At 68.6% G+C, this 22,265-nt stretch carries 24 protein-coding genes and 1 pseudogene; 15 read left to right on the top strand and 10 right to left on the bottom strand.

Going from position 1 to position 22,265, the window contains the following annotated elements; all coding sequences use genetic code 11:
* Positions 1-147 (top strand): hypothetical protein, encoded by a 147-nt coding sequence (locus SM757_RS15500; protein ID WP_322466160.1) that lies wholly within the window; start codon positions 1-3, stop codon positions 145-147.
* Between the two features lie 24 nt (positions 148-171).
* Here SM757_RS15500 and SM757_RS15495 read toward each other — a convergent pair whose 3' ends face one another.
* The 6 genes from SM757_RS15495 to SM757_RS15470 all read right to left on the bottom strand — a co-directional run bounded on the left by SM757_RS15495 (position 172) and on the right by SM757_RS15470 (position 6,525).
* Positions 172-2,481, bottom strand: a complete 2,310-nt coding sequence (locus SM757_RS15495; RefSeq protein ID WP_322466159.1) for a molybdopterin-dependent oxidoreductase — start codon at positions 2,479-2,481, stop codon at positions 172-174.
* Entirely contained in the window at positions 2,478-3,476 is a 999-nt protein-coding gene (locus SM757_RS15490; protein WP_322466158.1) for an NrtA/SsuA/CpmA family ABC transporter substrate-binding protein, read from the bottom strand. The genes SM757_RS15495 and SM757_RS15490 overlap by 4 nt, the downstream gene beginning before the upstream one ends.
* 80 nt (positions 3,477-3,556) lie before the next feature.
* On the bottom strand, positions 3,557-4,294 hold the full coding sequence (locus SM757_RS15485; RefSeq protein WP_322466157.1) for an ABC transporter ATP-binding protein: 738 nt from the start codon (positions 4,292-4,294) through the stop codon (positions 3,557-3,559).
* 45 nt (positions 4,295-4,339) lie between these two features.
* Positions 4,340-5,155 (bottom strand): ABC transporter permease subunit, encoded by an 816-nt coding sequence (locus tag SM757_RS15480; protein ID WP_322466196.1) that lies wholly within the window; start codon positions 5,153-5,155, stop codon positions 4,340-4,342.
* A 162-nt stretch (positions 5,156-5,317) separates the two neighbouring features.
* Positions 5,318-5,887 (bottom strand): FMN reductase, encoded by a 570-nt coding sequence (gene msuE / locus SM757_RS15475; RefSeq protein ID WP_322466156.1) that lies wholly within the window; start codon positions 5,885-5,887, stop codon positions 5,318-5,320.
* Positions 5,888-6,066: 179 nt separating this feature from the next.
* Positions 6,067-6,525, bottom strand: a complete 459-nt coding sequence (locus SM757_RS15470) for a class I SAM-dependent methyltransferase (RefSeq protein WP_322466155.1) — start codon at positions 6,523-6,525, stop codon at positions 6,067-6,069.
* 239 nt (positions 6,526-6,764) lie between these two features.
* On the opposite strand from SM757_RS15470, the pseudogene SM757_RS15465 reads away from it, so the two are divergent.
* Positions 6,765-7,335: pseudogene (locus SM757_RS15465) on the top strand (LLM class flavin-dependent oxidoreductase); the annotation flags it as partial.
* A gap of 103 nt (positions 7,336-7,438) precedes the next feature.
* Here the strand turns inward: SM757_RS15465 and SM757_RS15460 are convergent.
* Positions 7,439-8,300, bottom strand: a protein-coding gene (locus SM757_RS15460) for an IS5 family transposase (RefSeq protein ID WP_322466154.1) whose coding sequence is annotated in 2 segments (ribosomal slippage) — positions 7,439-7,892 and positions 7,891-8,300 — 864 coding nt in all. Because the reading frame shifts where the segments join, the coding sequence is not laid out codon by codon here.
* A gap of 107 nt (positions 8,301-8,407) precedes the next feature.
* Between SM757_RS15460 and SM757_RS15455 the strand changes: the two genes are divergently transcribed.
* The 11 genes from SM757_RS15455 to SM757_RS15405 all read left to right on the top strand — a co-directional run bounded on the left by SM757_RS15455 (position 8,408) and on the right by SM757_RS15405 (position 18,355).
* A complete protein-coding gene (locus SM757_RS15455; RefSeq protein ID WP_322466153.1) occupies positions 8,408-9,235 on the top strand; it encodes an ABC transporter substrate-binding protein in 828 nt (275 codons plus the stop codon).
* Between the two features lie 110 nt (positions 9,236-9,345).
* Positions 9,346-10,041: an amino acid ABC transporter permease gene (locus SM757_RS15450; protein ID WP_407655766.1), complete on the top strand. Its 696-nt coding sequence runs from the start codon at positions 9,346-9,348 to the stop codon at positions 10,039-10,041.
* Between the two features lie 7 nt (positions 10,042-10,048).
* Positions 10,049-10,795 carry an amino acid ABC transporter permease gene (locus SM757_RS15445; protein WP_322466152.1) on the top strand — a complete coding sequence of 249 codons (747 nt, stop codon included), beginning with the start codon at positions 10,049-10,051 and terminating at the stop codon, positions 10,793-10,795.
* A 351-nt stretch (positions 10,796-11,146) separates the two neighbouring features.
* Positions 11,147-11,872, top strand: coding sequence for a GntR family transcriptional regulator (locus tag SM757_RS15440; protein ID WP_322466151.1), 726 nt, complete (start codon positions 11,147-11,149; stop codon positions 11,870-11,872).
* 37 nt (positions 11,873-11,909) lie between these two features.
* Complete coding sequence (locus SM757_RS15435; RefSeq protein ID WP_322466150.1) at positions 11,910-13,643, top strand: fumarate reductase/succinate dehydrogenase flavoprotein subunit; 1,734 nt, start codon at positions 11,910-11,912, stop codon at positions 13,641-13,643.
* A gap of 15 nt (positions 13,644-13,658) precedes the next feature.
* Positions 13,659-13,901, top strand: a complete 243-nt coding sequence (locus tag SM757_RS15430; RefSeq protein WP_322466149.1) for a 4Fe-4S dicluster domain-containing protein — start codon at positions 13,659-13,661, stop codon at positions 13,899-13,901.
* 24 nt (positions 13,902-13,925) lie between these two features.
* The gene (locus tag SM757_RS15425) at positions 13,926-15,323 is read left to right on the top strand and encodes an ABC transporter substrate-binding protein (protein ID WP_322466194.1); all 1,398 of its coding nucleotides are present in this window, start codon (positions 13,926-13,928) and stop codon (positions 15,321-15,323) included.
* Positions 15,324-15,331: 8 nt separating this feature from the next.
* Positions 15,332-16,204: an ABC transporter permease gene (locus tag SM757_RS15420; RefSeq protein WP_322466148.1), complete on the top strand. Its 873-nt coding sequence runs from the start codon at positions 15,332-15,334 to the stop codon at positions 16,202-16,204.
* Positions 16,201-17,055: an ABC transporter ATP-binding protein gene (locus SM757_RS15415; protein WP_322466147.1), complete on the top strand. Its 855-nt coding sequence runs from the start codon at positions 16,201-16,203 to the stop codon at positions 17,053-17,055. Before SM757_RS15420 ends, SM757_RS15415 begins: the two co-directional genes overlap by 4 nt.
* A gap of 5 nt (positions 17,056-17,060) precedes the next feature.
* On the top strand, positions 17,061-18,047 hold the full coding sequence (locus SM757_RS15410) for a HEAT repeat domain-containing protein (protein WP_322466146.1): 987 nt from the start codon (positions 17,061-17,063) through the stop codon (positions 18,045-18,047).
* A gap of 14 nt (positions 18,048-18,061) precedes the next feature.
* On the top strand, positions 18,062-18,355 hold the full coding sequence (locus tag SM757_RS15405) for a DUF971 domain-containing protein (RefSeq protein WP_322466145.1): 294 nt from the start codon (positions 18,062-18,064) through the stop codon (positions 18,353-18,355).
* Positions 18,356-18,683: 328 nt separating this feature from the next.
* Here SM757_RS15405 and SM757_RS15400 read toward each other — a convergent pair whose 3' ends face one another.
* Entirely contained in the window at positions 18,684-19,037 is a 354-nt protein-coding gene (locus SM757_RS15400; protein ID WP_322466144.1) for a DOPA 4,5-dioxygenase family protein, read from the bottom strand.
* 326 nt (positions 19,038-19,363) lie between these two features.
* Between SM757_RS15400 and SM757_RS15395 the strand changes: the two genes are divergently transcribed.
* Together SM757_RS15395 and SM757_RS15390 are read left to right on the top strand one after the other, a co-directional pair.
* Complete coding sequence (locus SM757_RS15395) at positions 19,364-19,693, top strand: YbhB/YbcL family Raf kinase inhibitor-like protein (RefSeq protein ID WP_322466143.1); 330 nt, start codon at positions 19,364-19,366, stop codon at positions 19,691-19,693.
* 583 nt (positions 19,694-20,276) lie between these two features.
* A complete protein-coding gene (locus tag SM757_RS15390; RefSeq protein WP_322466142.1) occupies positions 20,277-20,654 on the top strand; it encodes a hypothetical protein in 378 nt (125 codons plus the stop codon).
* Positions 20,655-21,028: 374 nt separating this feature from the next.
* Here SM757_RS15390 and SM757_RS15385 read toward each other — a convergent pair whose 3' ends face one another.
* Together SM757_RS15385 and SM757_RS15380 are read right to left on the bottom strand one after the other, a co-directional pair.
* Positions 21,029-21,733, bottom strand: coding sequence for an AMP-binding enzyme (locus SM757_RS15385; RefSeq protein ID WP_322466141.1), 705 nt, complete (start codon positions 21,731-21,733; stop codon positions 21,029-21,031).
* Positions 21,637-22,170: an AMP-binding protein gene (locus tag SM757_RS15380; protein WP_322466140.1), complete on the bottom strand. Its 534-nt coding sequence runs from the start codon at positions 22,168-22,170 to the stop codon at positions 21,637-21,639. The genes SM757_RS15385 and SM757_RS15380 overlap by 97 nt, the downstream gene beginning before the upstream one ends.
* Positions 22,171-22,265: the final 95 nt, after the last annotated feature.

The following is a 22,265-nucleotide window of genomic DNA, read 5'->3' as shown; positions in this document are numbered from 1 at the left end:
ATGGACCGCTCCGACCCGATGTTCTGGATCATTGGAGGGCTCGCGCTGCTCATCGCCTTTTTGTTGCTGCGGGGGCCGTGGGATGGTGGCGCCTGGGGCAGCGAGTCGAAACGTACCAACCGCGCCGATCCACCAGACGATGACTGAACAGGTCAGATACGCGAAACCCGTTCATGGGACAGCGGCCACGCCTAACGGGGGTTCCATCACGCGCAGGCGCGGCACGGGGCCGGTCCAACGCTCCACGTCCACCCGAGCCGTCTGCGCCGAACAGCCCTGACTGAGCGCCGAGCTGCCCACGTCCGGCGTGACCGTGTTGGGGTTGCCGTGGCGGCACAGCACCGAATCGGCGCCGGGCGCGTCGTCCCAGGGGTCGAACCAGGCGCCGGTGGCGATCTGCAGCACGCCCGGGCGGATGTCGCCGCTGACCCGGGCGCCGGCCAGGAAGGCGCCGTGCTCGTTCCACACTCGCACGAGGTCGCCGTCGGTGATGCCGCGTGCTGCGGCGTCCCGGGGGCTGATGGTCAGCGGCTCCCGGCCCTGGATTTTCGATGCCTGGCTCACCGCGCCATGGTCGTACTGGCTGTGCAGCCGCGTTGCCGGTTGGCACGACAGCAACTGCAGCGGCCAGGGCGAGGCCTCCGGTTCGTGCCAGCGCGGGTGCCCGCCTCCCCCGGCGTAATTCGCGATGGTGGCGGACGTGATCTCTATGCGTCCGCTGGGTGTGGGAAGCGGGCAGTTGACCGGGTCGGCGCGGAAGTCCGACAGCAGCACCACCGGCCGCGCGGGCCGCGGCAGCTCCACCAGGCCATCCGACCAGAACTGCTCGAATGGTGGCAGCGCCAGCCCATGCGCCTGGGCTCGCTCCCGCGAGGCGTCGTACAGGTGCTCCAGCCACTGCCTCGGCGTGCGGCCCTCGGTGAACTTGGCTTCGAAACCCAGCCGCGCCGCCAGGGCCGCGAAGATGGCGTGGTCGTCCCGCGCCTGGCCCACGGGCGGCATGGCCGCGCGCATGGCCACCATCCAGCGGTCGCTGGCGGCGCTGCCGATGTCCTCGCGCTCCAGCGCCGTGGTGGCCGGCAGCACCAGGTCGGCATGGCGCGCGGTGCTGGTCCAGAACGGGTCCTGCACCACGATGGTTTCCGGCCGCTGCCAGGCCCGGCGCAGCCGGCCCAGTTGCTGGTGGTGATGGAAGGGATTGCCGCCGGCCCAGTACACCAGCCGGATGTCGGGGTAGCGCAGGCTGCGGCCGTTGTAGTGAAAGCGCTCACCCGGGTGCAGCAGCATGTCGGCCAGGCGCGCGACCGGGATGAACGCCTGCACCGCGTTGCTGCCCTGCGGCAGCCGCGGCCCGGAGAAGGGTGCGCGGCCGCTGCCCGTGTTGTTCATGCATCCGTAGCCCAGGCCGAAGCCGCCGCCGGGCAGGCCGACCTGGCCCAGCATCGCCGCCAGCACCACCGTGAGCCAGAAGGGCTGCTCGCCATGGCGCGCGCGCTGCAAGGCGTAGGCGCAGTTGATCAACGTGCGCTGCGCGGCCATGCGCCGCGCCAGCGCCACGATGGTGTTAGCCGGCACGTCGGTGCGCGCCTCGGCCCAGGCCGGCGTCTTGGGCACGCCGTCGTCCTCGCCGCACAGGTGGCGCGCGAAAGCCTCGAAACCCATGCAATGGCTGTCCAGGAAGGCGCGGTCGTGCAAACCCTCGGTGAGCCAGACTTGGGCCAGCGCCAGCATCAGCGCGGCGTCGCCGCCGGGACGCATCGGCAGCCATTGCGCATCCACGCCTTCTAGGTCCGAGCGCAGCGGGCTGACGTTGATGAAGCGCACCCCCGCGGCGCGCAGCCGCTGCAGCGCGCCGCGCAACTGGTGCTCGCCGGCGCCGCCGGGGCTCACCTGCGCATTGCGCAGCGGCAGGCCGCCGAAGGCGACGAACAGGCTGCCGTGCCGCGCGATCTCGTCCCACGAGGTGTGCTGGGCCAGCAGCGTGTCCATGTCGGCCACGACGTGCGGCATCAATACCCGGCCCGCACCCAGGCTGTAGGTGTCCACGCTGGCGGTGTAGCCGCCCAGGCCGTTGAGAAAGCGGTGCAACTGGCTTTGTGCATGGTGAAAGCGCCCGGCGCTGGACCAGCCGTAGCTGCCGCCATAAATGGCTGCGTTGCCGTGGGTACGGCGCACGCGCTGCAGCTCGGTGGCGGCCAGGTCCAGCGCCTCGTCCCATTCGATTTCGACGAAGGGTTCGTCGCCCCGTCGCCGCGTGGCCGCGGCTGCCTCGCCCCGGCGCGCGGCCTCCAGCCAGGACGCGCGCGCGGCGGGGCGGCGCACCCGCACCGCCGCGTCCACGCCCTGCACCAGCGACTGGGCGAGCGGCGAGGGGTCTGGGTCCCAGGGCGCGGGCTCCAGGGCTCGCAGCCTTGCGCCGTCCACCACGGGCCGGTACACGCCCCAGTGCGTGGAGGTGTAGCGCGGCGGCGCGGCCGTCATGCCAGCACGCGCGCCAGGTGGTCAGCCACCCGTATCTTCTGCGGCAGGATGCGGCGCTCGCTGAGCCAGTCGGCGGCGAACTGCAACTGCTTCACGAAGGCGGCATCGTCCACGCCGTGGAACTCGTAGCGGCGCTTGTAGCCCACGAGCGTGTCGCGCACGGCGTCGCTGTAGCCGCCTTCCTGCTGGTTGAGCAGCTCGGCCTCGCGCGGGTGGGCGCTGGCCCAGGCGCCCTCGGCCGCGAAGGCGGCATTGACGGCGCGCACCAGGTCATAGTTCTCCTGCGCGAACTTGCGCTGCGTGAGCCAGGAGCTGAAGTCGATGCCGAAGTCCAGGTCCGAACCCTCAAAGAAGATGTTGCGGCCCTTGTGCTCGGCACGGGCGATGTCCACGCCCGGGCTCCACATCGCCCACGCGTCCACCTTGCCCTGCGCGAAGGCCGGCGCCGCGTCCGGCGGGTTGAGGTACACGAAGCGCACCTGGGTGCGATCCACGCCGTGCTTCTCCAGCGCGGCCGCCAACAGGAATTCGCCCAACCCGGAGCGGTTCACCGCCACCGACTTGCCCACCAGGTCTTTCACGCCGCGAATGCCGGAGTGGTCCTTGACGATGATGGCCGTGCTGCGCGGATGGACGACCAGGAAGTTCGTGAACACCAGCGGCGAGCCGGCCAGGATGGCCGCCAACGCCGGCGTGGTGCTGCCCCCGAAGCTGAAGTCGGCGCTGCCGCCGGTGACCGCCTGCATGGAAGGCGCGTGGTTGGGAAAGGGCCCCACCCATTGCACTTTGATGTCCTCGGCCGCGAGCCGCTTCTCGAACTCGCCGCGCTGCTTGGCCAGCAGCGGGAGGCCGCCGCGGCCCCAGCACAGGCGCACGGTGTCGGTGGTGCGGCCGCCACGCGGCGCCGCGTAGGCCGGCGCCTGCAGCGCGGCACCGGCCAGCAGTGAGCCGCCGGCCTGCAGCAGCTGGCGACGGGACAGGGTTTCAACAGGCATGGGTTCTCCCGGCGTATGAAAGTCGTGATGGAGCGGGCCGCGCGCGGCGGCCGCATTGAAGGAAGCGGATGGCGGGCGCTTCAGGCAGCCAGGTCGGCCGCCACGCCCAGCTCGGCCAGCAGCGCCAGGCGCAGCGCGGCGGCCCGATGGTGGGCGCGATCGGCGCGCGCCGCAGCCGGCACCGCGTGCTCGGCGGCAATCGCGCCGCGCCGCATCACCAGCACGCGGTCGGCCAGCGCGATGGCCTCGTCCACGTCGTGCGTGACCAGCAGCACGCCGGGGCGGTGACGCGCCACGAGTTCCTGCACGAGGCCGTGCATGCGGATGCGCGTGAGCGCGTCCAACGCGGCAAAGGGCTCGTCCAGCAGCAGCAGTGCCGGTTCCTGCACCAGGGCGCGCGCCAGCGCCACGCGCTGGGCCTGGCCGCCGGAGAGGTTGCGCGGCCAGTCGTTGAGCCGCGCACCCAGGCCCACCTCGCCAAGCGCGGCTTCCGCGCGGGCGCGTGACGTCGGCGCCTCGTCCAGCGCCAGCGCCACGTTGCGCCACAGCGGCTCCCAAGGTAGCAGCCGGTGCTCCTGGAACACCACGGCCGGACGGCTGGGAGCGTCTATGCGGCCGCCGTCGATGGCGTCCAGCCCGGCCACGGCGCGCAACAGCGTGGTCTTGCCGCAGCCGCTCTCGCCCAGCAGCGCCACGAACTCGCCGCGGGCGATTTCCAGGTTCAGCGCGTCGATGACGGTGCGCTTGCCGTAGCGGCGGCGCAGGCGGTGCACGCTGAGGGCCGGGTGCGGGTCGCCGACAGGTTGGGGCAGGGTCATGTCATCAATCCTTGGTGCTTTGCGGGTGTGGATGCGCGTGAAACGTCATGGGCGCGGGTCGGCGGCATAGTTGGCATGCCAGGCCAGCAGCCGGCGCTCCAGCGCGCGGGCGATGGCGTCGGCCGCCACGCCAATGAGGGCGTAAATGAGCACGGCCAGGACGATGACGTCGGTGCGCAGGAACTCGCGCGCATCCATGGCCAGGAAGCCGATGCCGGCGCTGGTGGCCACCGTCTCCGCCACCACCAGCGCCAGCCAGGCGGTGGCCAGCGCGTAGCGCACGCCGGTGAGCACGCTGGGCAGCGCGCCAGGCAGCACGATGCGACGCACCAGGCGCGGCGTGGACAGGCCCAGCACGCGGCCCAGCTCCAGCAGCTTGGGGTCCACCTGCCGTATGCCCAGCACCGTGTTGATGTAGACCGGGAAGGCCACGCCCAGCGCCACCAGGAAGATCTTTCCCCCCTCGTCCACGCCGAACCACACGATCACCAGCGGCAGCAGGGCCAGGAAGGGGATGGCGCGCACCATCTGGATGCTGCGGTCCAGCACCGCCTCGGCCAGCCGCGAGAAGCCCACCAGCGTGCCCAGCGTGAAGCCGATGCTGCCGCCGATGACAAAGCCCACGGCCGCCCGCAGCAGGCTCACGCCCAGGTCATGCGGCAGCCGGCCCTGGAGCGTCAGCTCCCAGGCCGTGGCGGCGACGCGGCTGGGCGCGGGCAGCACCTGCGGCTCCAGCCAGCCCACGCGGGCCAGTGCTTCCCACACCAGCAGCACCAGCGCGGGCACCAGCCAGGACAGCCAGCGCAGTGCCCGCGGGCTCCGACGCCGCCGCGGCGCGACGGGGGTAGGCTCTCGCGCCATGGCGGCCGCAGTGGGGGTGGTCACCGTCGGCAGGGTGGCCAGCGCATCGGACATGGGACTTCACTCCAGGAAAAGGCAGGAGAAGGCGGGCGCCGTAGTGCAGGGCGCCAGCGCGGGCAGGCGCGGCAGGGCGGGCGCAGCGCCCGCGCAGGCGTCGGGCGTTCAGGCCGCTTCGCGCAGCGGCACCGCCGCTTCGCGCCGCGACAGCAGCAGCCGCGCGGCCTGGTCCACCGCCTCGGCGATGCGCTGCTGCAGCGCATCGCTGCCGACGGCGTAGCCGTCGAAGTCGCCCTCGCAGGCGTACACGGCCGAGGGAACGGTCAAGGCGCGGAAGAAGGCGAACAGCGGGCGCAACTGGTGGTCCACCACCAGCGCGTGGCGCGGGCTGCCGCCGTTGGCGGCCAGCAGCACCGGGCGGTCCACCAGCGCCTCGGGATGCACCAGGTCAAACAGGTGCTTGAACAGCCCGCTGTAGGAACCCTTGTAGACCGGCGTCACGGCGATGACGAGGTCGGCGTTCTCTATGGCCTGCACGGCCGCGCGGCCCGCGGGCGGCAGCTCCTGCGTGAGCGTACCCACGCCTATGGAGGGCGCGAGCTGATGGATTTCCAGCACGCGCAGCTGAATGGGCAGGCGCTGGGCCAGCGCGTCGGCAATGGCCTGCGCCAGCGCCTTGGTGCGCGAGCGTTCGCTGACGTTGCCGATGACGAGGGTGACTTGACGGGTGTTCATGGCCTCCACCGTAGCGTCCACCACGCTGGGCCGGAACGAAGCATTGTGCAGAACGGCATGCGTCTTGAGCATGATCAATATCTACGACAATGCGTTTTGATAATGGATGCACCTTGGCGGCAACCGGCCGCATGGAGCCCGCGCCGGGTGCCGGCGCAACCACGCGGCCGCGTCTGCCTTCAGGGCTTGACGAATTTGAGCGTCATGCGGTCGGACTCGCCTATGGCGAGGAAACGCTCGCGGTCCACCGCGCCGCCGCGCAGCGTGGGCGGCAGCGACCACACGCCGTCAGGGTGGTCATGGCTGTCGCGCGGGTTGGCGTTGATTTCGCTGCGCCCCGCCAATTTGAAGCCGGCGGCCTGCGCGCGTTCGATCACCAGGGCCTCGGTCACGTAGCCGGTGGCGTTCATGTGCTCCAGCGACGTCCCTGGCGGAGCACGGTGCTCCTCGATGCCCAACACGCCGCCGGGCTTGAGCGCGGCGCGGAAGGCGCGCAGCGAGGCGTCGAGGTGGCCGTCCTGCAGCCAGTTGTGCACGTTGCGGAAGGTCAGCACGCGGTCGGCGCCGCCCTCAGGCGCGATGTCCAAGAAGCCGCGCGCGTCCACGGGCTGCGTGCCCAGGCGCACGTCGCCGTACACCGCCGGATCGGCGGCCAGCTTGGCGGCAAAGCGCTCGCGCGACTGGCGCCGGCCGGGGTCTGCGGCGTCCGCCGGGTAGTGCGCCGCGTACAGCCGCCCGTTGCCGCGCAGGTAGGTCGCCAGGATCTCTGGTGTACCAGCCGCCGCCCGGCGCGATCTCGATCACGGTCTGCGCGGGGGCCACGCCGAAGAAGCGCAGCGTTTCAAAGGGATGCCGCGCCGCGTCGCGTGCGCGGTTGGCCGCGCTGCGCGTGGCGGGCAGGCACGCGGATGCCTACGCGCTGTGGGGCGAGTCGCTGGCGCGGACGCGCGAGCTCACGCAGCGCGTGCGCGCCAAGGCTGCCCAGCATGGGCGCGGCATGCGCTTCTCGGTGTCCTTCCGCCCCATCCTGGCGGAGACCGAGGGCCAGGCCTGGGACCGCGCCAAGCGCATCCTGGTCGACACGCGGCGGCTGCGCACCGAGGCCGGCTGGTCGCGCGGCGGCCCGCAGCAAAGCGAGGGCGCGCGACGCCTGCTGGCCGCAGCCGAGCGCGGCGACGTGGTGGACGAGCGGCTGTGGACCGCGGTGGCGCGCGAGACCGGCGCGCTCCAACAGCACCGCGCTGGTGGGCACGCCGGAGCAGGTGGCGCAGGCGCTGCTGAAGTACGTGGAGCTGGGCGTGGACACGCTGCTCATCCGCGGCTTCGATCCATTGGACGATGCCGTGGATTTCGGCCGCGAGCTCATCCCGCGCGTGCGCGCCCTGGTGGCCGAGCACGAGGACGGTTGCAGCAACGGCAGGATGCGCCGGCACTCGCCTGAGCGATAGACGCGCGGCAAAGCGCAGCACATGTCTCGCACGCCGCGCAGCGATGACGAATTTCGATATTCGCCTCGATTCGTTCGCAACCGCCGAGAGCCAACCTAAGGATTTATCCGTAAATAATATTGATCTTCAACGGAACCTTGCGGAAGGCGATGATGGCCGCGGCCAGGTGGTTGAGCGCGACGAAGCTGCGTTCGAGCTTCTCGTAGCGCACGAGCAGCTTGCGGAACCGGTTGAACCAGCCGTGACAAGCCTCTACTACCCACCGCCGAGCTCGCTTTTTCGGGTCACGCCGCTTGGTCTCGGCCTCCTTGCGACGATCGACGACGTGAGGGATGTAGCCGTGCTTCTCGATGATGCTCAAGCACTCAGCACTGCGAAAGGCAGCATCGGCACACAGATGCTTGCTACGGCGCACCGGCGGGGTCTTGCGCTTGACCACGATGGCGCTGAGCACCTCGTCAAGCCGCTGGCCGTCATTGATGTTGGCCCCGGTCACGATGAGGGACAACGGGACGCCACACCCGTCGACCAACAGGTGACGCTTGCTCCCGTTTTTTCCCCCGATCCGTCGGGTTCGGGCCAACAGCTTCTTGTGCCAGGGGAGCCTTCATCACCGCCCCGTCGATGCTCTGCCAGCGCCAGGCGATGCCCTGCATGTCGTCGTACTCGGCAAGGCCAGCCATCCACAGCGCCTCGAAAAACCCCGCTTCCTCCCATTCGAGGAAGCGCTTGTGAATGGCACTGGCGCTGCCAAAGCGCTCCTTGGGCAGCGCCTTCCACTGGCAGCCCGTGCGCAGCACGTAGACGATGCCCTCGAACACCTGACGCGCGGGCTTGGGCGGCCGACCTGCACCGGGCTTGCGAAGGTAGACCTTATCTGGTGAGGGCACACGCTGTGGCACCAGCGGTTCCACCCGCTGCCAGAAGTCGTCCGTCACTTCCCAGGATTCAACCCGCTTGCCCAACCTCGCGCTCCATCGCCGCGGCGCCGCAGCTCGGAGTCAGTTTACCTAATAACGGATAAATCCTAAGCTGAATGCCCGTTTGACTCAGTACCCGTTGCGGTTTGCCCATGAAACGACGTTTGCACCTGTTGGTGCTGGCCGGCCTGAGTGCCGGCCTGTTCTCCGCCGCCGTCCACGCCGACCAGGTCGATGACATCAAGAAAAAAGGAGAGATCGTGTTCGGCGTGCTCGGCACCGACGAGCCCAACAGCTTCGTGGATCCGAGGACGCGCGAGGTCGTCGGCTACGAGGTGGACTTGGCGCAGGCCATTGCGAAAAAGATAGGCGTCAAGCCGGTGTTCAAGCAACTCTCCGTGGCAGCCCGCATCCCCGAGCTGCAGCAGGGCCGCGTGGACGTGCTGGCTGCCTCGCTCACGCACAACAAGGAGCGCGAGGCACAGATCGACTTCTCGCTCACCACCTTCGTGACGGGCCAGAAGGTGCTGGTCAAGGCCGCAAGCGGTATCACCGACGTGCCGCAGCTCGCCGGCAAGAAGGTGCTCACCGTCAAGGGCGGCACGCAGGAGCCCAACATCCGCAAGGCCGTACCCTCGGTGGACGTGGTGACCTTCGAGACCACGCAGCATGCCTTCCTGGCGCTGCAGCAGGGCAAGGGCGTGGCCTACGTCAACGACGAGGCCTCCATCTACAACGACCACGCCAAGCTGGGCCCTGCCCGCAAGGACTACGTGGTGCTGCCCACGAGCATCAGCGTGGAGCCGCTGGCGCTGGGCCTGCCCAAGGGCGAGGTCGGCCTGAAGCAGGCCGTCGATGGCGCCTTGCACGACCTGGAAAAGTCCGGCGAGGCCGAGAAGCTGTTCTTCAAGTGGTACGGGCCCACCACCAAGCTACAGTTCGACAAGCGCAATTTCAAGATCGACAGTGACCGCATCTGAACCGGGCCTGCTGACTTTGGAGCTGTGGAGAGGGTTGCTGGAGGCGCCTCTCCCTTGATCTCTGCCGCGGCTCACGGGCCCCGGCAGAGTTCTTTTTTCCCCAGGTACTGATCTTGAGTTTCGATCCCGATTGGCTGCTGCACGGCACCTATGCCGGCTGGTTGTGGCAGGGCCTGTTGACCTCGCTGCAGCTGACGCTGGTGGCGCTGCTGTGTGCGCTGCCGCTGGCCGCGGTTGTTGCGATGATGCGCATGGCGCCGCAGCGGCCGTTGCGCGCGATGGCCGCCGGCTACGTGGAAGGCGTGCGCGGCGTGCCGCTGCTGGCCCACCTGCTGTTCTGGTATTTCGGTGCGCCGGAGCTGCTGCCGGAAAGTTGGAAGCAGGCGCTTTACGAACATGACGTCGAGTTCGCCGGCGCGGCGGTGGCGCTGACGCTGTATGCCGCGGCCTACCTGGCCGAGGACATCCGCAGCGGCCTGCGCGCCGTGCCCGTGGGGCAGTTGGACGCTGCGCGCGCCTTGGGCCTGGGCTACGTCACGGCCATGCGGCTGGTGGTGCTGCCGCAGGCCGTGCGCACTACGCTGCCGCCGCTGCTGTCGCAGACGCTGAACCTGTGGAAAGACTCCAGCGTGGCCACCGTGGTGGGCGTGGGCGAATTGATGTACCAGGCCGCGCGCGTGGAGTCGGCGAGCTTTCGCAGCGCCAAAGCCTTCACCTTCGCGACGCTGGCCTACTTGACCGTGTCGCTGGCACTCACGGCGCTGGCTGCCCTGCTGCAGCGGCGCTGGACGCCAGGCGGCGCCTGAGACCGCCATGCTGGACCTCATTCACGACTTTGGCCTTTACTTCCTGATCGGCCAGTATCCCAACGGCCCGCTGGGCGGGCTGGCCTTGACGGTGCTGCTGTCGGCGCTGGCGCTGCTGGCCGCGATGCCGCTGGGCTTGGCCCTGGCGCTGGCGCGCGCCAGCCGATGGCGGGCGCTGCGCTGGCCCGTGGCGGCGCTAATCACCGTGGTGCGCGCGCTGCCGCTGCTGATGGTGGTGTTCTGGGCCTACTTCTTCCTGCCGGCCCTCACGGGCCAGCGCACCGGGCAATTCGGCACCATGCTGATGGCGCTGGTGCTGTTCGATGCCGTCTACCTGGCGGAAATCGTGCGCGCGGGGCTGCGCAGCGTGCCGCGCGGCCAGCGCGACGCCGCACGCGCGCTGGGCATGAGCGAGGCCGCGACGCTGCGCTCGGTGGTGCTGCCGCAGGCGCTGCGTGCCGTGCTGCCATCGCTGGTGAACCAGTTCGTGGCCACGATCAAGGCCACCTCGCTGGGCTACATCATCGGCCTGGGCGAGTTCTCCTTCGTCGCCACACAGGTCAACACGCTGGTGTTCACCCGCGCCGCCGAGGTCTACACGCTGCTGGCCTCGGGCTACTTTGTCCTGTGCTTTGGCTTGTCGCGCCTGGCCATGACGCTGGAGCGGTGCCTGTCGATGCGGGGCGGCGCGGTCAAGGACCGTGGCGCACGCGTTAACACCGCGGTACGCCTGGAGACAGCCGCCGGCCGATAGTCACCTGCGCTTGAATGCGCACCCGGGTTGGCAACAAGCCGGCCCGTGCGCTGTGCGCTCTTGGGCGCACCGGCGGCGCCTGCTATCGAACGCGCCAGCCAAGGGCAGATCGTGGTGGCGGCCGAGATCCGCGCCCACGAACAACGACGCATTCCTTCGATGGATATGCGTGCGCCGTCGTGTCATGTGCGCTGGAGAAAGCAGCAGCGCGGCACCGGACGCGTATATGCGGGCAGCGGCTATGCAGCGCGAAATTCATTCGTAGGCATGCGGCGACCGCTTTCCTACATTGCATCGGCCGAAACCTGTCATGACAGGTCAGATCCGATAGAGATGCCAACGCAACTACATATGTCGTCGACTGAACAAGCCACGCTGCACGGCCGCATCCGCGAGGAGCTGCGCGAGCGCATCCTGGGCGGTACCTGGCAGCCGCACGATCGCGTGCCCTCGGAGAGCGCGCTGATGGCGCAGTACGGCGTGAGCCGCATCACGGTGCGCCAGGCGTTGGGCGAGCTCGAAAGCGCACGGTTGATCTTCAAGGTGCCGGGCAAGGGCTCCTTCGTGGCCAGCGGCAAGCCGTTCCAGGAGCTGGGCCGGCTGCAGGGCTTCGCGGAAGCCATGAACGGCATGGGCCACGAGACGTTCAACCGCGTGCTGTCGCTGCACGACGTGGCTGCTGGCGCGCAGGTTGCAGAGCGGCTAGGGCTGGAGCCAGGCGCACCGGTGACCGAGGTGCGGCGCGTGCGCTACCTCGACCAGCAGCCGGTGTCGCTAGACCTCACGTGGCTGCCGCAGCGGCTTGGCCAGCGGCTGCGGCGCGAGGAGCTGGCGCGGCGCGACATCTTCCTGATCCTGGAGAACGACTGCGCCACGCCGCTGGGCCATGCCGATCTGGCGCTGGACGCCGTGCCGGCCAACGCCGAGGTGGCCGGCGCGCTGGGCCTCCCAGAAGGCGCGCCGGTGCTGCACATCGAGCGGCTCACCCATGACCAGGCCGGGCGGCCTATCGACTACGAACACCTGTACTGCCGCTCCGATACCTTCCAGTACCGCATGCGGCTGCAGCGGCGCTGACCCCTTTCCCCCTAAAGGCACCCAAAGAGGCATGACGATGCAGAGGATCGAACAGGAAGTGGACGTGCTCGTGATCGGCGGCGGCACGGCCGGGCCGATGGCCGCCGTCAAAGCCAAGCAGGCCAACCCCGAGCTGCGCGTGCTGCTGCTGGAGAAGGCCAACGTCAAGCGCAGCGGCGCCATTTCCATGGGCATGGACGGCCTCAACAACGCCGTCATCCCCGGCCACGCCACGGCCGAGCAGTATGTGCGCGAGATCACCATCGCTAACGATGGCATCGTCAACCAGAAGACGGTGATGGCCTATGCGCGCAACAGCTTCCCGATGATCGAGGAGCTCGACCGCTGGGGCGTGCGCTTCGAGCGTGACGAGACCGGCGATTACGCGGTGAAGAAGGTGCACCACATGGGCTCGTACGTGCTGCCCATGCCAGAGGGGCACGACATCAAGAAGGTGCTGTACCGCCAGCTCAAGCGCACACGCGTGGAGATCACCAACAGGCTTGTGGCCACGCGGCTGCTCACGGGCGAGGACGGGCGCGTCGCCGGGGCCATGGCCTTCGACTGCCGCACGGCGGACTTCCACGTTATCCGTGCGAAGTCGGTGGTGCTGTGCTGCGGCGCGGCGGGCCGCCTGGGCCTGCCGGCCTCGGGATACCTGTTCGGCACCTACGAGAACCCGGCCAACGCCGGGGACGGCTACTCGATGGCCTATCACGCTGGCGCGGAACTCTCGGGCATCGAGTGCTTCCAGATCAACCCGCTCATCAAGGACTACAACGGCCCGGCCTGCGCCTACGTCACCGGTCCCTTTGGCGGCTACACCACCAACGCCGAAGGCCAACGCTTCATCGAGAGCGACTACTGGAGCGGCCAGATGATGTGGGAGTTTTTCCAGGAGCTGCAGGGCGGCAAGGGCCCGGTGTTCCTCAAGCTCGACCACTTGGCCGAGGAGACCATCTCTACCATCGAGACCATCCTGCACACCAATGAGCGTCCGAGCCGCGGGCGCTTTCACGCAGGGCGCGGCACCGACTACCGCGAGCGCATGGTGGAGATGCACGTCTCCGAAATCGGCCTGTGCAGCGGGCATTCCGCATCGGGCGTGTGGGTCAACGAGCACGCGCAGACGACGGTTGCGGGCCTGCACGCCGCAGGCGACATGGCTTGCGTGCCGCACAACTACATGCTGGGTGCCTTTGTCTACGGGCGCCTGGCCGGCGAGAGCAGCGCGCGCTTCTGCGCCGAGCACGACTTCGCCACGGTGAACGCGGCCCAGGTCGAGCGCGAGCAGCAGCGCGTGTGGGCGCCGCTGCTGCGCGAGCGCGGGCTGCCGCCCAACCAGGTCGAATACAAGCTGCGCCGCATGGTCAACGACTACCTGCAGCCGCCCAAGGTGACACGCAAGATGGAGATCGGGCTGGAGCGATTCGAGGACATCCGCCACGACCTCGAAGCGATCAAGGCCCGTGATGCGCACGAGCTCATGCGCGCGCTGGAGGTGCACGCCATCCGTGACTGCGCCGAGATGGCGGCGCGCGCCTCGCTGTTTCGCACCGAGAGCCGCTGGGGCCTGTACCACGCCCGCGTCGACTTCCCCGAGCGCAACGACGCCGAGTGGTTCTGCCATGCCCAGCTCCGAAAGGACGCCGCCGGCCGCATGGTGAGCTTCAAACGCCCGGTCGGGCCCTACATCGTGCCCATCGACGACACCGAGAAAACCGCCTACCACCGGCTGCGCATCCCGGCGGTACAGGCCGTTGCCGCCTGAGAAGGAGAGCCTCGCATGCAACTCGCCCCCATCGCCCAGCATCCCGCAGCCGTGCCCGTCACGGTCGATGCCGACAAGTGCATTGCCCACAAGGGCTGCACCGTCTGCGTGGACGTGTGTCCGCTCGACGTGCTGGCCATCGACCTGGTCAAGGGCTCGGCCTACATGAAGTTCGACGAGTGCTGGTACTGCATGCCCTGCGAGAAGGACTGCCCCACCGGTGCCGTGCACGTCGATATCCCCTACCTGCTGCGATAGACGAGGGAGCCTGCCTTGAATCCATTGAAATCCCTGCTCGGCGTGGCCCTGGCCACAACGCTGGCCGCTGCCCAGGCCGGCGAGACCATCCGCGTGGCCATCGGCACGCAGGACACCACCATCAACTGCGTCACCGGCGGCCTGCTCATCCGCGAGCTCAAGCTGCTGGAAAAATACCTGCCGCGCGACGGCCGCTACAAGGACGTGCAGTACGACGTCCAGTGGAAGAACTTCACCTCGGGCGCGCCGCTGACCAACGAGATGGTGGCCGACAAGCTCGACATCGGCTCCATGGCCGACTTCCCCGGTGCCAACAACGGCGCCGCCTTTCTCAAGGCCGGCAAGCAGAGTCTGTTCGTCACCGTGCTGTCGGGCAGCACGCTGGGCAGCGGCAATGGCATCGTGGTGCCGCGCGACTCGAAGGTCACGGCACTGTCGGAGCTCAAGGGCCGGACCATCTCGGTGCCCTTTGCCTCCACCGCGCACGGCATGCTGCTGCGCGCGGTGGCCAACCTGGGCTGGGACCCGCAGAAGGACGTCAACATCATCACCCAGGCGCCGGAGGTGGCGGGCCCGGCGCTGCAGGCTGGCAAGATCGAGGCGCACGCCGACTTCGTGCCCTTCGCCGAGCTGTTCGAGCACCGCGGCATCGCGCGCAAGATCTTCGACGGCGCCCAGGCCAACGTGCCCACCTACCACGGCTCGCTGGTCAACGCCGAATACGCACGCAAGTATCCGGAAGTGCTAGTGGCGTTCCTGCGCGCGGCCATCGAGGCCGACCGGCTGCTGGCTGCGGAGCCGGAGAAGTACAGCGAGCTCGTCGAGAAGGTCACCGGCATCGAGGCGGCGGTGGTCTACCTCTACCACGGGCCGCTGGGGCTGCAGACGCGCGACTTCACCTGGAAGCCCGAGTACCGTGGCGCGCTCAAGACCTCCATCGAGACTCTGAAGCTCATGGGCCGCGACTCGCCGCTGGACGCCGCCACCTTCGTGGACGACCGCTTCGTTCGCGCCGCCTTCAAGCAGTCGGGCCTGGACTACGAGGCGCAGCTGGCGCGCCAGGACAAGCTGCTGCTCAAGGCCAACGACGCGCTCAACGGCAAGCCCATCACTGACGTGCAGCGCGCCGCGGGCTTGTGGGTGCAGGGCGAGCCCCGGGTGCGCCACTACGCCAGCATCGAAGGCGCCTTCGCGGATCTGCAGAAGGTGCAGCAATCCGGCGGCAAGGCACGCGCCGTGTACGTGCACGACCTGATCCACCGCATCAAGCTGCTCGCACCCAACGCCTGGTTCGTCGCCGATGCCAAGGGGCAGCTCAGCGCCTTCCTGCAAAAGGACGCCGCCACGGCCTACGCCGCTGCCAACAAGGGGCGCGTGCTGGACTTCGGCGCCGCACAGGCCTCGGCCAAAGCCACGCTGTGACGGGTGCCATGAGCAGTCTTCATCCTCCTTCCGCACTGGCCGCACTGGCCGCCGTGGCCGCCGAAGCGCCGCGTGCGGCGCTGCCTGCAACTGCCCATGCGCGGCGTTGGGGCCGCCTTGGCGCGCAGTTGGCCTCGGTTGCGGCTTGCTTGCTGATGTGGCATCTGGCCGTGCAACTGCGCCTGAACTTGGGCCTCATCACTTTCGCAAACGTGCCCTCGCCGGCCGAGGTGCTGGAAGCGGCCTGGGCACTGCTGCACTCGCCCAAGCTCGCCGGGCACCTCGTCAGCAGCCTGCTGCGCGTGGGGCTGGGCTTTGGCATCGCGGCCGTGCTGGGCGTGGTGCTGGGTCTGGCGGTCGGGCGCTGGCGCTGGGCACGCAATTTCCTGCTGCCCCCGCTGGAGGTGCTGCGGCCCATTCCCGCGGTGGCGTGGATCCCGCTGTCCATCCTCATGTTCCCGTCGTCCGAGGGCAGCATGGTGTTCATCACCTTCGTGGGCGCGCTGTTTCCGATCCTGCTCAACACCATCCACGGCGTGGAGTCGGTCGACGCAAGGCTCGTGGCCTCGGCGCGCAGCCTGGGCACGCGCGGCTGGCGCCTCTTCAGCGAGGTCATCGCGCCAAGCGCGGCGCCCAGCATCGTCACGGGGTTGTCCATCGGCATGGGCACCTGCTGGTTCTGCCTCGTCACCGCCGAGATGATTGCCGGTCAGTTCGGCATCGGCTACTACACCTGGGAGTCCTACACCGTGCAGAACTACGCCGGCATCGTGGTGGGCATGCTGCTCATCGGCGCCTTGGGCATGGGCAGCAGCGCGATCATCCGCCGCGCCGGCGAGCGGCTCATGCCGTGGCACCGGCCGCAGGGAGCGGCGCAATGACGGCCGTGCCGACTCCGCATGGCGGGCGCATCGCCGTGGAGCGCGTGAGCATCGAGCTCGGCACGGGCGCGGGCCGGTTCGAAGTGCTGCACGACGTGTCGCTGGCGGCCGAGCCCGGCGAACTGGTGTGCCTGCTCGGCCCCTCGGGCTGCGGCAAGTCCACACTGCTGGGCGCCCTGGCCGGGCACCTGCAACCCGCGCGCGGGCGCCTGACGCTTGACGGTCAGCCCATCGCGGGACCGGACCCGCAGCGCGGCCTGGTGTTCCAGCAGCACACGCTGTTTCCGTGGAAGACGGTGCTCGACAACGTGGCCTACGGTCTGAAGATGAAGGGCGTGCCGCGCATGCAGCGGCAGGAGCAAGCCGCCGAGATGCTGGCACTCGTGGGCCTGTCCGGCTTCGCGCACCGCTACCCTCGCGAGCTCTCCGGCGGGATGCAGCAGCGCGTGGAAATCGCGCGGGTGCTCGTCAACCGGCCGCGCGTGCTGCTCATGGACGAGCCCTTCGGCGCGCTCGATGCGCTCACGCGCTCGCGCATGCAGGAACTGCTGCTGGAGCTGTGGGCGCTCCTGCGTACCACCGTCGTCTTCGTCACCCACGACATCGATGAGGCGCTGTTCCTGGCCGATCGAGTGCTGGTGCTGGGCCCGCGGCCCGGGCGCATCGTCGAGGAGCTGCCAGTGCCGTTTGAACGCCCCCGCCACGCGAGCCTGCTGACTGACCCTGCCTTCGTGGCGCTCAAGCGCCGTTGCCTGGAGCTCCTGCGCCCTGATGCCGGTGCCGGCGCTCCAGCCCTCGACCGCCTCTCGCCGCTGGGCGCTGCCCGGCCTGTTGCCCGTTACGCCGCCTGATGCCAATGACTGCCCCTGCCTTTAACAATTCCTTTGAGTACGCGGAGCTGCTGCGCCGCCTGGTCAGCGAGGACCCCTCCGAGCGCCGCGTGGCGCTGCTGGAGGCGGCCGACCTGGGCGACGAGGCGCTGCTGCCCGCGCTGGCGCAGCGGCTGCGCAGCGACCCCGAGGCGGCACTGCGCGCCGAGGCCGCGCGCGCCCTGGCCGGCTGGGACGACGCCGACGTGGTCGAAGCGTTGGCGCAGGCGCTCACCGACGAGGCGGCCGTACGCGAGGCCGCCGCGCAGGCGCTGGCGGAGCTGCGCGATCCCGCCACGGCGGCGGGCCTGGTGCAGCACGCGTGGCATGCGGACGCTTTCACCTGCGCGGCGGCGCTGCGCGGGTTGCGGGAGCTGCGCCTGGACACGGCGGCAGCGCCGGCGCTGGCCGCGCTGCAGCGGCCTGAAGGCCCGGTGCGGCGCGAAGCCATCGGCGTGCTGGGCTGGCTCCGGCACGCGCTCGCGCTGCCTCTGCTGGCGCGTACGGCGGTCGAGGATGCGGATGCCGAGGTACGCCGCGCCGCCACCGGGGCCCTGGGGTTAGCCGGCCCGGACGAGCTGGCTGTTGTGCTGCCGGCCCTGCTTGCGGCACTGAACGATGCGACTTGGCCGGTACGGGAAGAAGCGGCCACCACGCTGGGCAAGCTGCGCCCGGAGGACCCCGCCGCGATCCGGGCACTGTGCGCGTCAATGGAGGATGACTACTGGCAGGTACGGCTGCGGGCCGCGCGCGCCCTGGGGCGGCTGCGCTCGCGCGACGCGCTGCCGGTACTCACCGAGGCACTGGCACACCCGGCCGGCAACCTGCGCAAGGAGGCCGCGATCGCACTGGGTGAGATTGGCGACGCGCGGGCAGCGGTGGCGCTGCACGTGGCCGAGGCCGACCCGGACCCCGAAGTGCGCAAGGCCGCGCGCCTGGCGCTAACGCGGTTGGCCCCGCTTGCAGGCGCATGAGTGCCGCTGCGCCCGTGACCATCGAACTGAGCCCCGATCAGCTGCGACTGCGCTGGCCCGACCGGGACACGGCTCTCGATGCCGGCACGCTGCGGGCGGCCTGCCGCTGTGCCGGATGCCGCGCGGTGACCCTAGCCAGCACCGGCCCTGAAGCCAGGCAGCGCGTAGAGCTCACCGGCGCGGAGCCAGTTGGCCACTATGCCCTGCAGCTGCGCTTCAGCGACGGGCACGAGCGAGGCATCTACCCGTGGTCGATGCTATGGGAGCTCGCGCAGGGCAAGCAGGAAGTAACCGGCGGGTATGGTTGAACCAGTGACCCTTGTCTGTCCTGCCGTCGTGCTTGTGCGCGAAGCACCTCTTGCCAAACCAGATTATTACGGAGCAGTTGACGTAATGCTCGTAGTCAGCACGGAAGTAGGAAATAAGTCCAAATAGGCGGAGCACTGACGTATCACTACCGAGCCGCTATGCGGCGCTTAACGAACTGACATAATAAATTCCATGCACTGGTACCGGCGCGGTCAGGAATCAAGCTTTCCGGGGTCCCCTGCAGTTCCGTAGCCTTCGGTTCGGCCTGACCACTCTCGATTTCCCCTGCGCTTTGGCGCATTAGAGTTGGGCCGCTTTGAGCCCCAATCAACTGCCGAGCGCTGCCAAATTGAGTTCATAGGACTTGCCCAGCCAAAGCGCCGAGTCACGATGGTCACGCAGTTCATCGCCTGTGTTTGGATGCACGAACACATCCAATGTGTCGTGATTTAGCGCGAGCCAGCTAATGACCTGCGAAAAGTTTCCCGGTGAGAGCGCCAGCTGATAGCTCCACATAGGGTGCGGACCAACAGGTTTTTCATGAAAACGGCCAATTTCCACTTGGCTAGCGAGTTCTATGTCGATCGCCTCACGGAGCGCCCAAGCCTTAGATCGACTGGCTGAATCGAAATACACATGAGCGTGCCAGCTTTCAATGATCGAATGGTCCCGAAGCTCCATATTCCTATCCTTGTGCAAGCGACTACACTTTTACAAAGGCCGTCTTCTTTTCCTTCTTCCAGATCTTTCCAGATCTTTCCAGAAATTGCCCGCTGTGGCGGCCTCTTCGTACCTTATAAGCCTTCTGAGCCCTCTGCTTGACTCAAGGCAGTGGAAAACAACGCGCGCATGGAGGCGCTGGTGAAGATCACAAGCGCGGCTTCCTAGCCGTGATCGCCGCTCTCGCGGCGTGCAAGGCCATGGAGGAGGCGCTACGCCGGCGCGTGGCCGTTCTTAAAGCGTTGGTTCGGCCACGGCGCTGCTGTTTGATGCGCAGGGAGTTGCTGGTGTCAAGGAGCAAGGGTGCTGCTGCTGAGGCGCTGCGCGATGGCCGCCGCCGAGCCTCCTGCAGCACGAAGGGCTGCCAAGCTCTGCGCTACGAACTGGTGGACCTGAACCCCAATGACGGCATCACGCCCTACGTGCGCTTTACCGGCCAGTCCTATGCGGAGAGCTACCCGGCACACCGCTACCACTTCACCGTCTACGCCTTGAAGCTCGACAAGCTGGAGTTGCCGCCCAAGGCCACCGCCACCGCCACCGCAAGCCTGGCCGGCTTCATGGTCAACGCCAACGCCTTGGGCAAGGCTAAGTTCACCAGCACTTATCAACGCTGAGCGGAAGGCTGGCGTCGAGGATCGACGTTGCCGCTGCTGAGGTTTAAAGCTGGTGCCAGATGGCGGCACGCTTTGAGCCAGTCAGAGGTCTTGCATGTGCGATCTCGTCCACGCCGGCTCACCTGCGAGACGGCTGGGCAGCAGCACAACCGTGGCGCCATGCCTGGCCAGCGTGGAGCAGGCCTTGGTCCAGCCGGTGGCAGAGGCCAACGCCCGCACGCTCAAGGAATTGCGAATGCGGCCAGGGGCATCGCTCACAGACCAATCCGCGCCGTGCCGCTTCATTGACACGAACAGCCTTGGTGCGGGCTGGGGGCGAGCTCAAGGCGGAAATCCCGAGTCCATCCTCCTTGCGTAGTAGTGGTGCGATGCGCTGCCATCCTTCCATCAGCCGACACCGGCAGGCCAATGGGAGGATGTCGCGGCGGCCACGATGCGTCGACACTTCCATGCCCCGGCAGCATCAAGCCCGGCGCGGTTCGACGACGATCAAGAGGATGTCATGAGTGGATGTGGCGGTGGTTCGAGTGGCGGTTGTGGCTGTGGCTGTAGCGGCGGCGGGCGCTCGCGACAGGGGCAGACGGTGAGCGCGCTGACCGTGGACCCGGCAGCCCCGGTGGCGCGCGTCAACGGTGTTGCGTTGCACGCGCCGGACTGGTGCCCGCCCCAAGAGGAACTACGCCAGCGCGTGACTTTCGAGTTGCTGCGCCAGGCGGCACAGCGCGATGGCTTGCTCGACGCCCGCGACGTGCCCTATCTCGACGGCAGCCTAAGCACGACGGCCGGCTTGGCCATCGACACGCTGCTGGAGCGGGAGCTGAAGCTGCCGGACACCGGCGACGAGACACAGCAGCAGCAGGCCTGGGTACAGGCGCTGCGCCAGTACCTGCGCCAGTTGGTCGCTCAGGCGCGGCTGGAGCGCGTTGACTTCGAGGTGGTGAGCGACGCGCTGCTGGCGTAGTCCGTGCAGCGCCCTGCTGCATCGGGTGGCGTGCCAGCCGCTGCGTCTCCAGCACGTGCATGTCGGGCTCACTTGTCTCGGGCGCCCGACTGCTAGCGCAGCAGGTCGCCAACGCTGCACTGCAGCCTCCTGTGCAGCGAGCGGCCCGCCGGTGCGGTATACCGCTTCGCCACGCACGCAGCCCTGCCCAACGAAAGATGGGCTTGCTCGATGACCCGACGCCATTTCCAGCTGCGCAGCTTCGCCATGCGTTGAGCGTGAATGAGAGCCGCCGGCGCATTCGAAACCAGGGCGATGCGGCTTTCGGGCGCCGCCCTCGCCAGCGTGACCGTGGAGTCACGGCGGTTGCATGATCAACTCCGCATAGGAAGGCTTCACGCAGTCTCCCTGCCTGACTCGGCGCGCAGGAACTCGCGGTCCTGCAAGACGCGCCACAGCAGCTTGCCCGAGTCCAAACGCGGCAGCGAGGCCACGAACTTCACGACACGTGGGCACTTGTAGGCGGCCAGGTGCTGTCGTGTCCAGTGCATCAGCGCACGTTTGTCCACGTCGGCAGAGCTGGTGCGGCGCACAACCAAGGCCTTGACCGCTTCGCTGCGGCGCGCGTCCGGCGTGGCCACCACGCAAACTTCCTGCACCGCGGGATGGCGGTACAGCAGCGCTTCGACCTCGGCCGGCCAGACCTTGAGGCCACCGCAGTTGATCATGCGCTTGAGCCGGTCGGTCATGAAGAAGTAGCTCTCTTCGTCCACGCGGCCGAAGTCGCCGGTGCGCAAAAAGCGCTTGCCCTCGATGCACATGAACGCCGCGGCATCGGCTTGCGGCTGGCGCCAGTAGTCGCGCATGAGTTGCGGCGCGTGGACGACGATCTCGCCGCTGGCACCGGGGGGCACCTCGCGCAGCGTGCGCGGATCGATGACGCGTGCGTCGACGCCAAACAGCGGCAGTCCCAGGCACTGCGCCTTGGGACGGTGTGGCGGGTTCAGGTGCGTGGCGGCCATGGTTTCCGACAGACCGTAGCCTTCGATGTAGTCCAGCCCCGTGCGCGCCTTGAGCTGCTGCGCGACGGCCTGCGGCATGGCCATGCCTCCGCCGCGGATCCGCACGTGTCGTCGCCCGTGGGCGCGACGATGACGTGCTCCAGTGCCGGGCTCCATGGCGGGCCATGGGCTGTCACGAAGGCGACCTTCGCGCCGCTATCCGCGCAGCGCTCGTGCTGCTCCTGCTCGCTGGCGCCCGGATGCAGCGGCACCACGACCGCATCGGCACGCAGGATGGCGTAACAGGCCAGCGCCCAGTGCGGGCCGCTGTGCAGTGCCAGCACGACGCGGTCGCCACGCGCAACGCCGGCGGCGTGCTGCAGCCAAGCCGCGAGGACATCGGCCTGTGCGAGGAACTGGGCGAAGCTCAATGCCTTGTCGCCGCACACGATGAAGGGCTTGTGCGGATGGCGTCGCGCCGCGGTCTCGACAATGCAAAACAGGTGCGTCGCTGGTGGCACCACGTCATGGGGCACACCCGGCGGCCAGTGTGGCGAAGGCGCCGCTGCCCCGTGGCAGTCAATGGCTGGCAACGGAAGGCCTCCTTGCAGTCGATGAAGGTGCCACAGCA

Source organism: Azohydromonas lata (genome assembly GCF_034427735.1).
GTDB lineage: Bacteria > Pseudomonadota > Gammaproteobacteria > Burkholderiales > Burkholderiaceae_C > Azohydromonas > Azohydromonas lata.
Note: the sequence above shows the minus strand (reverse complement) of the source record. Positions and strands in the feature narration are given on the sequence as shown.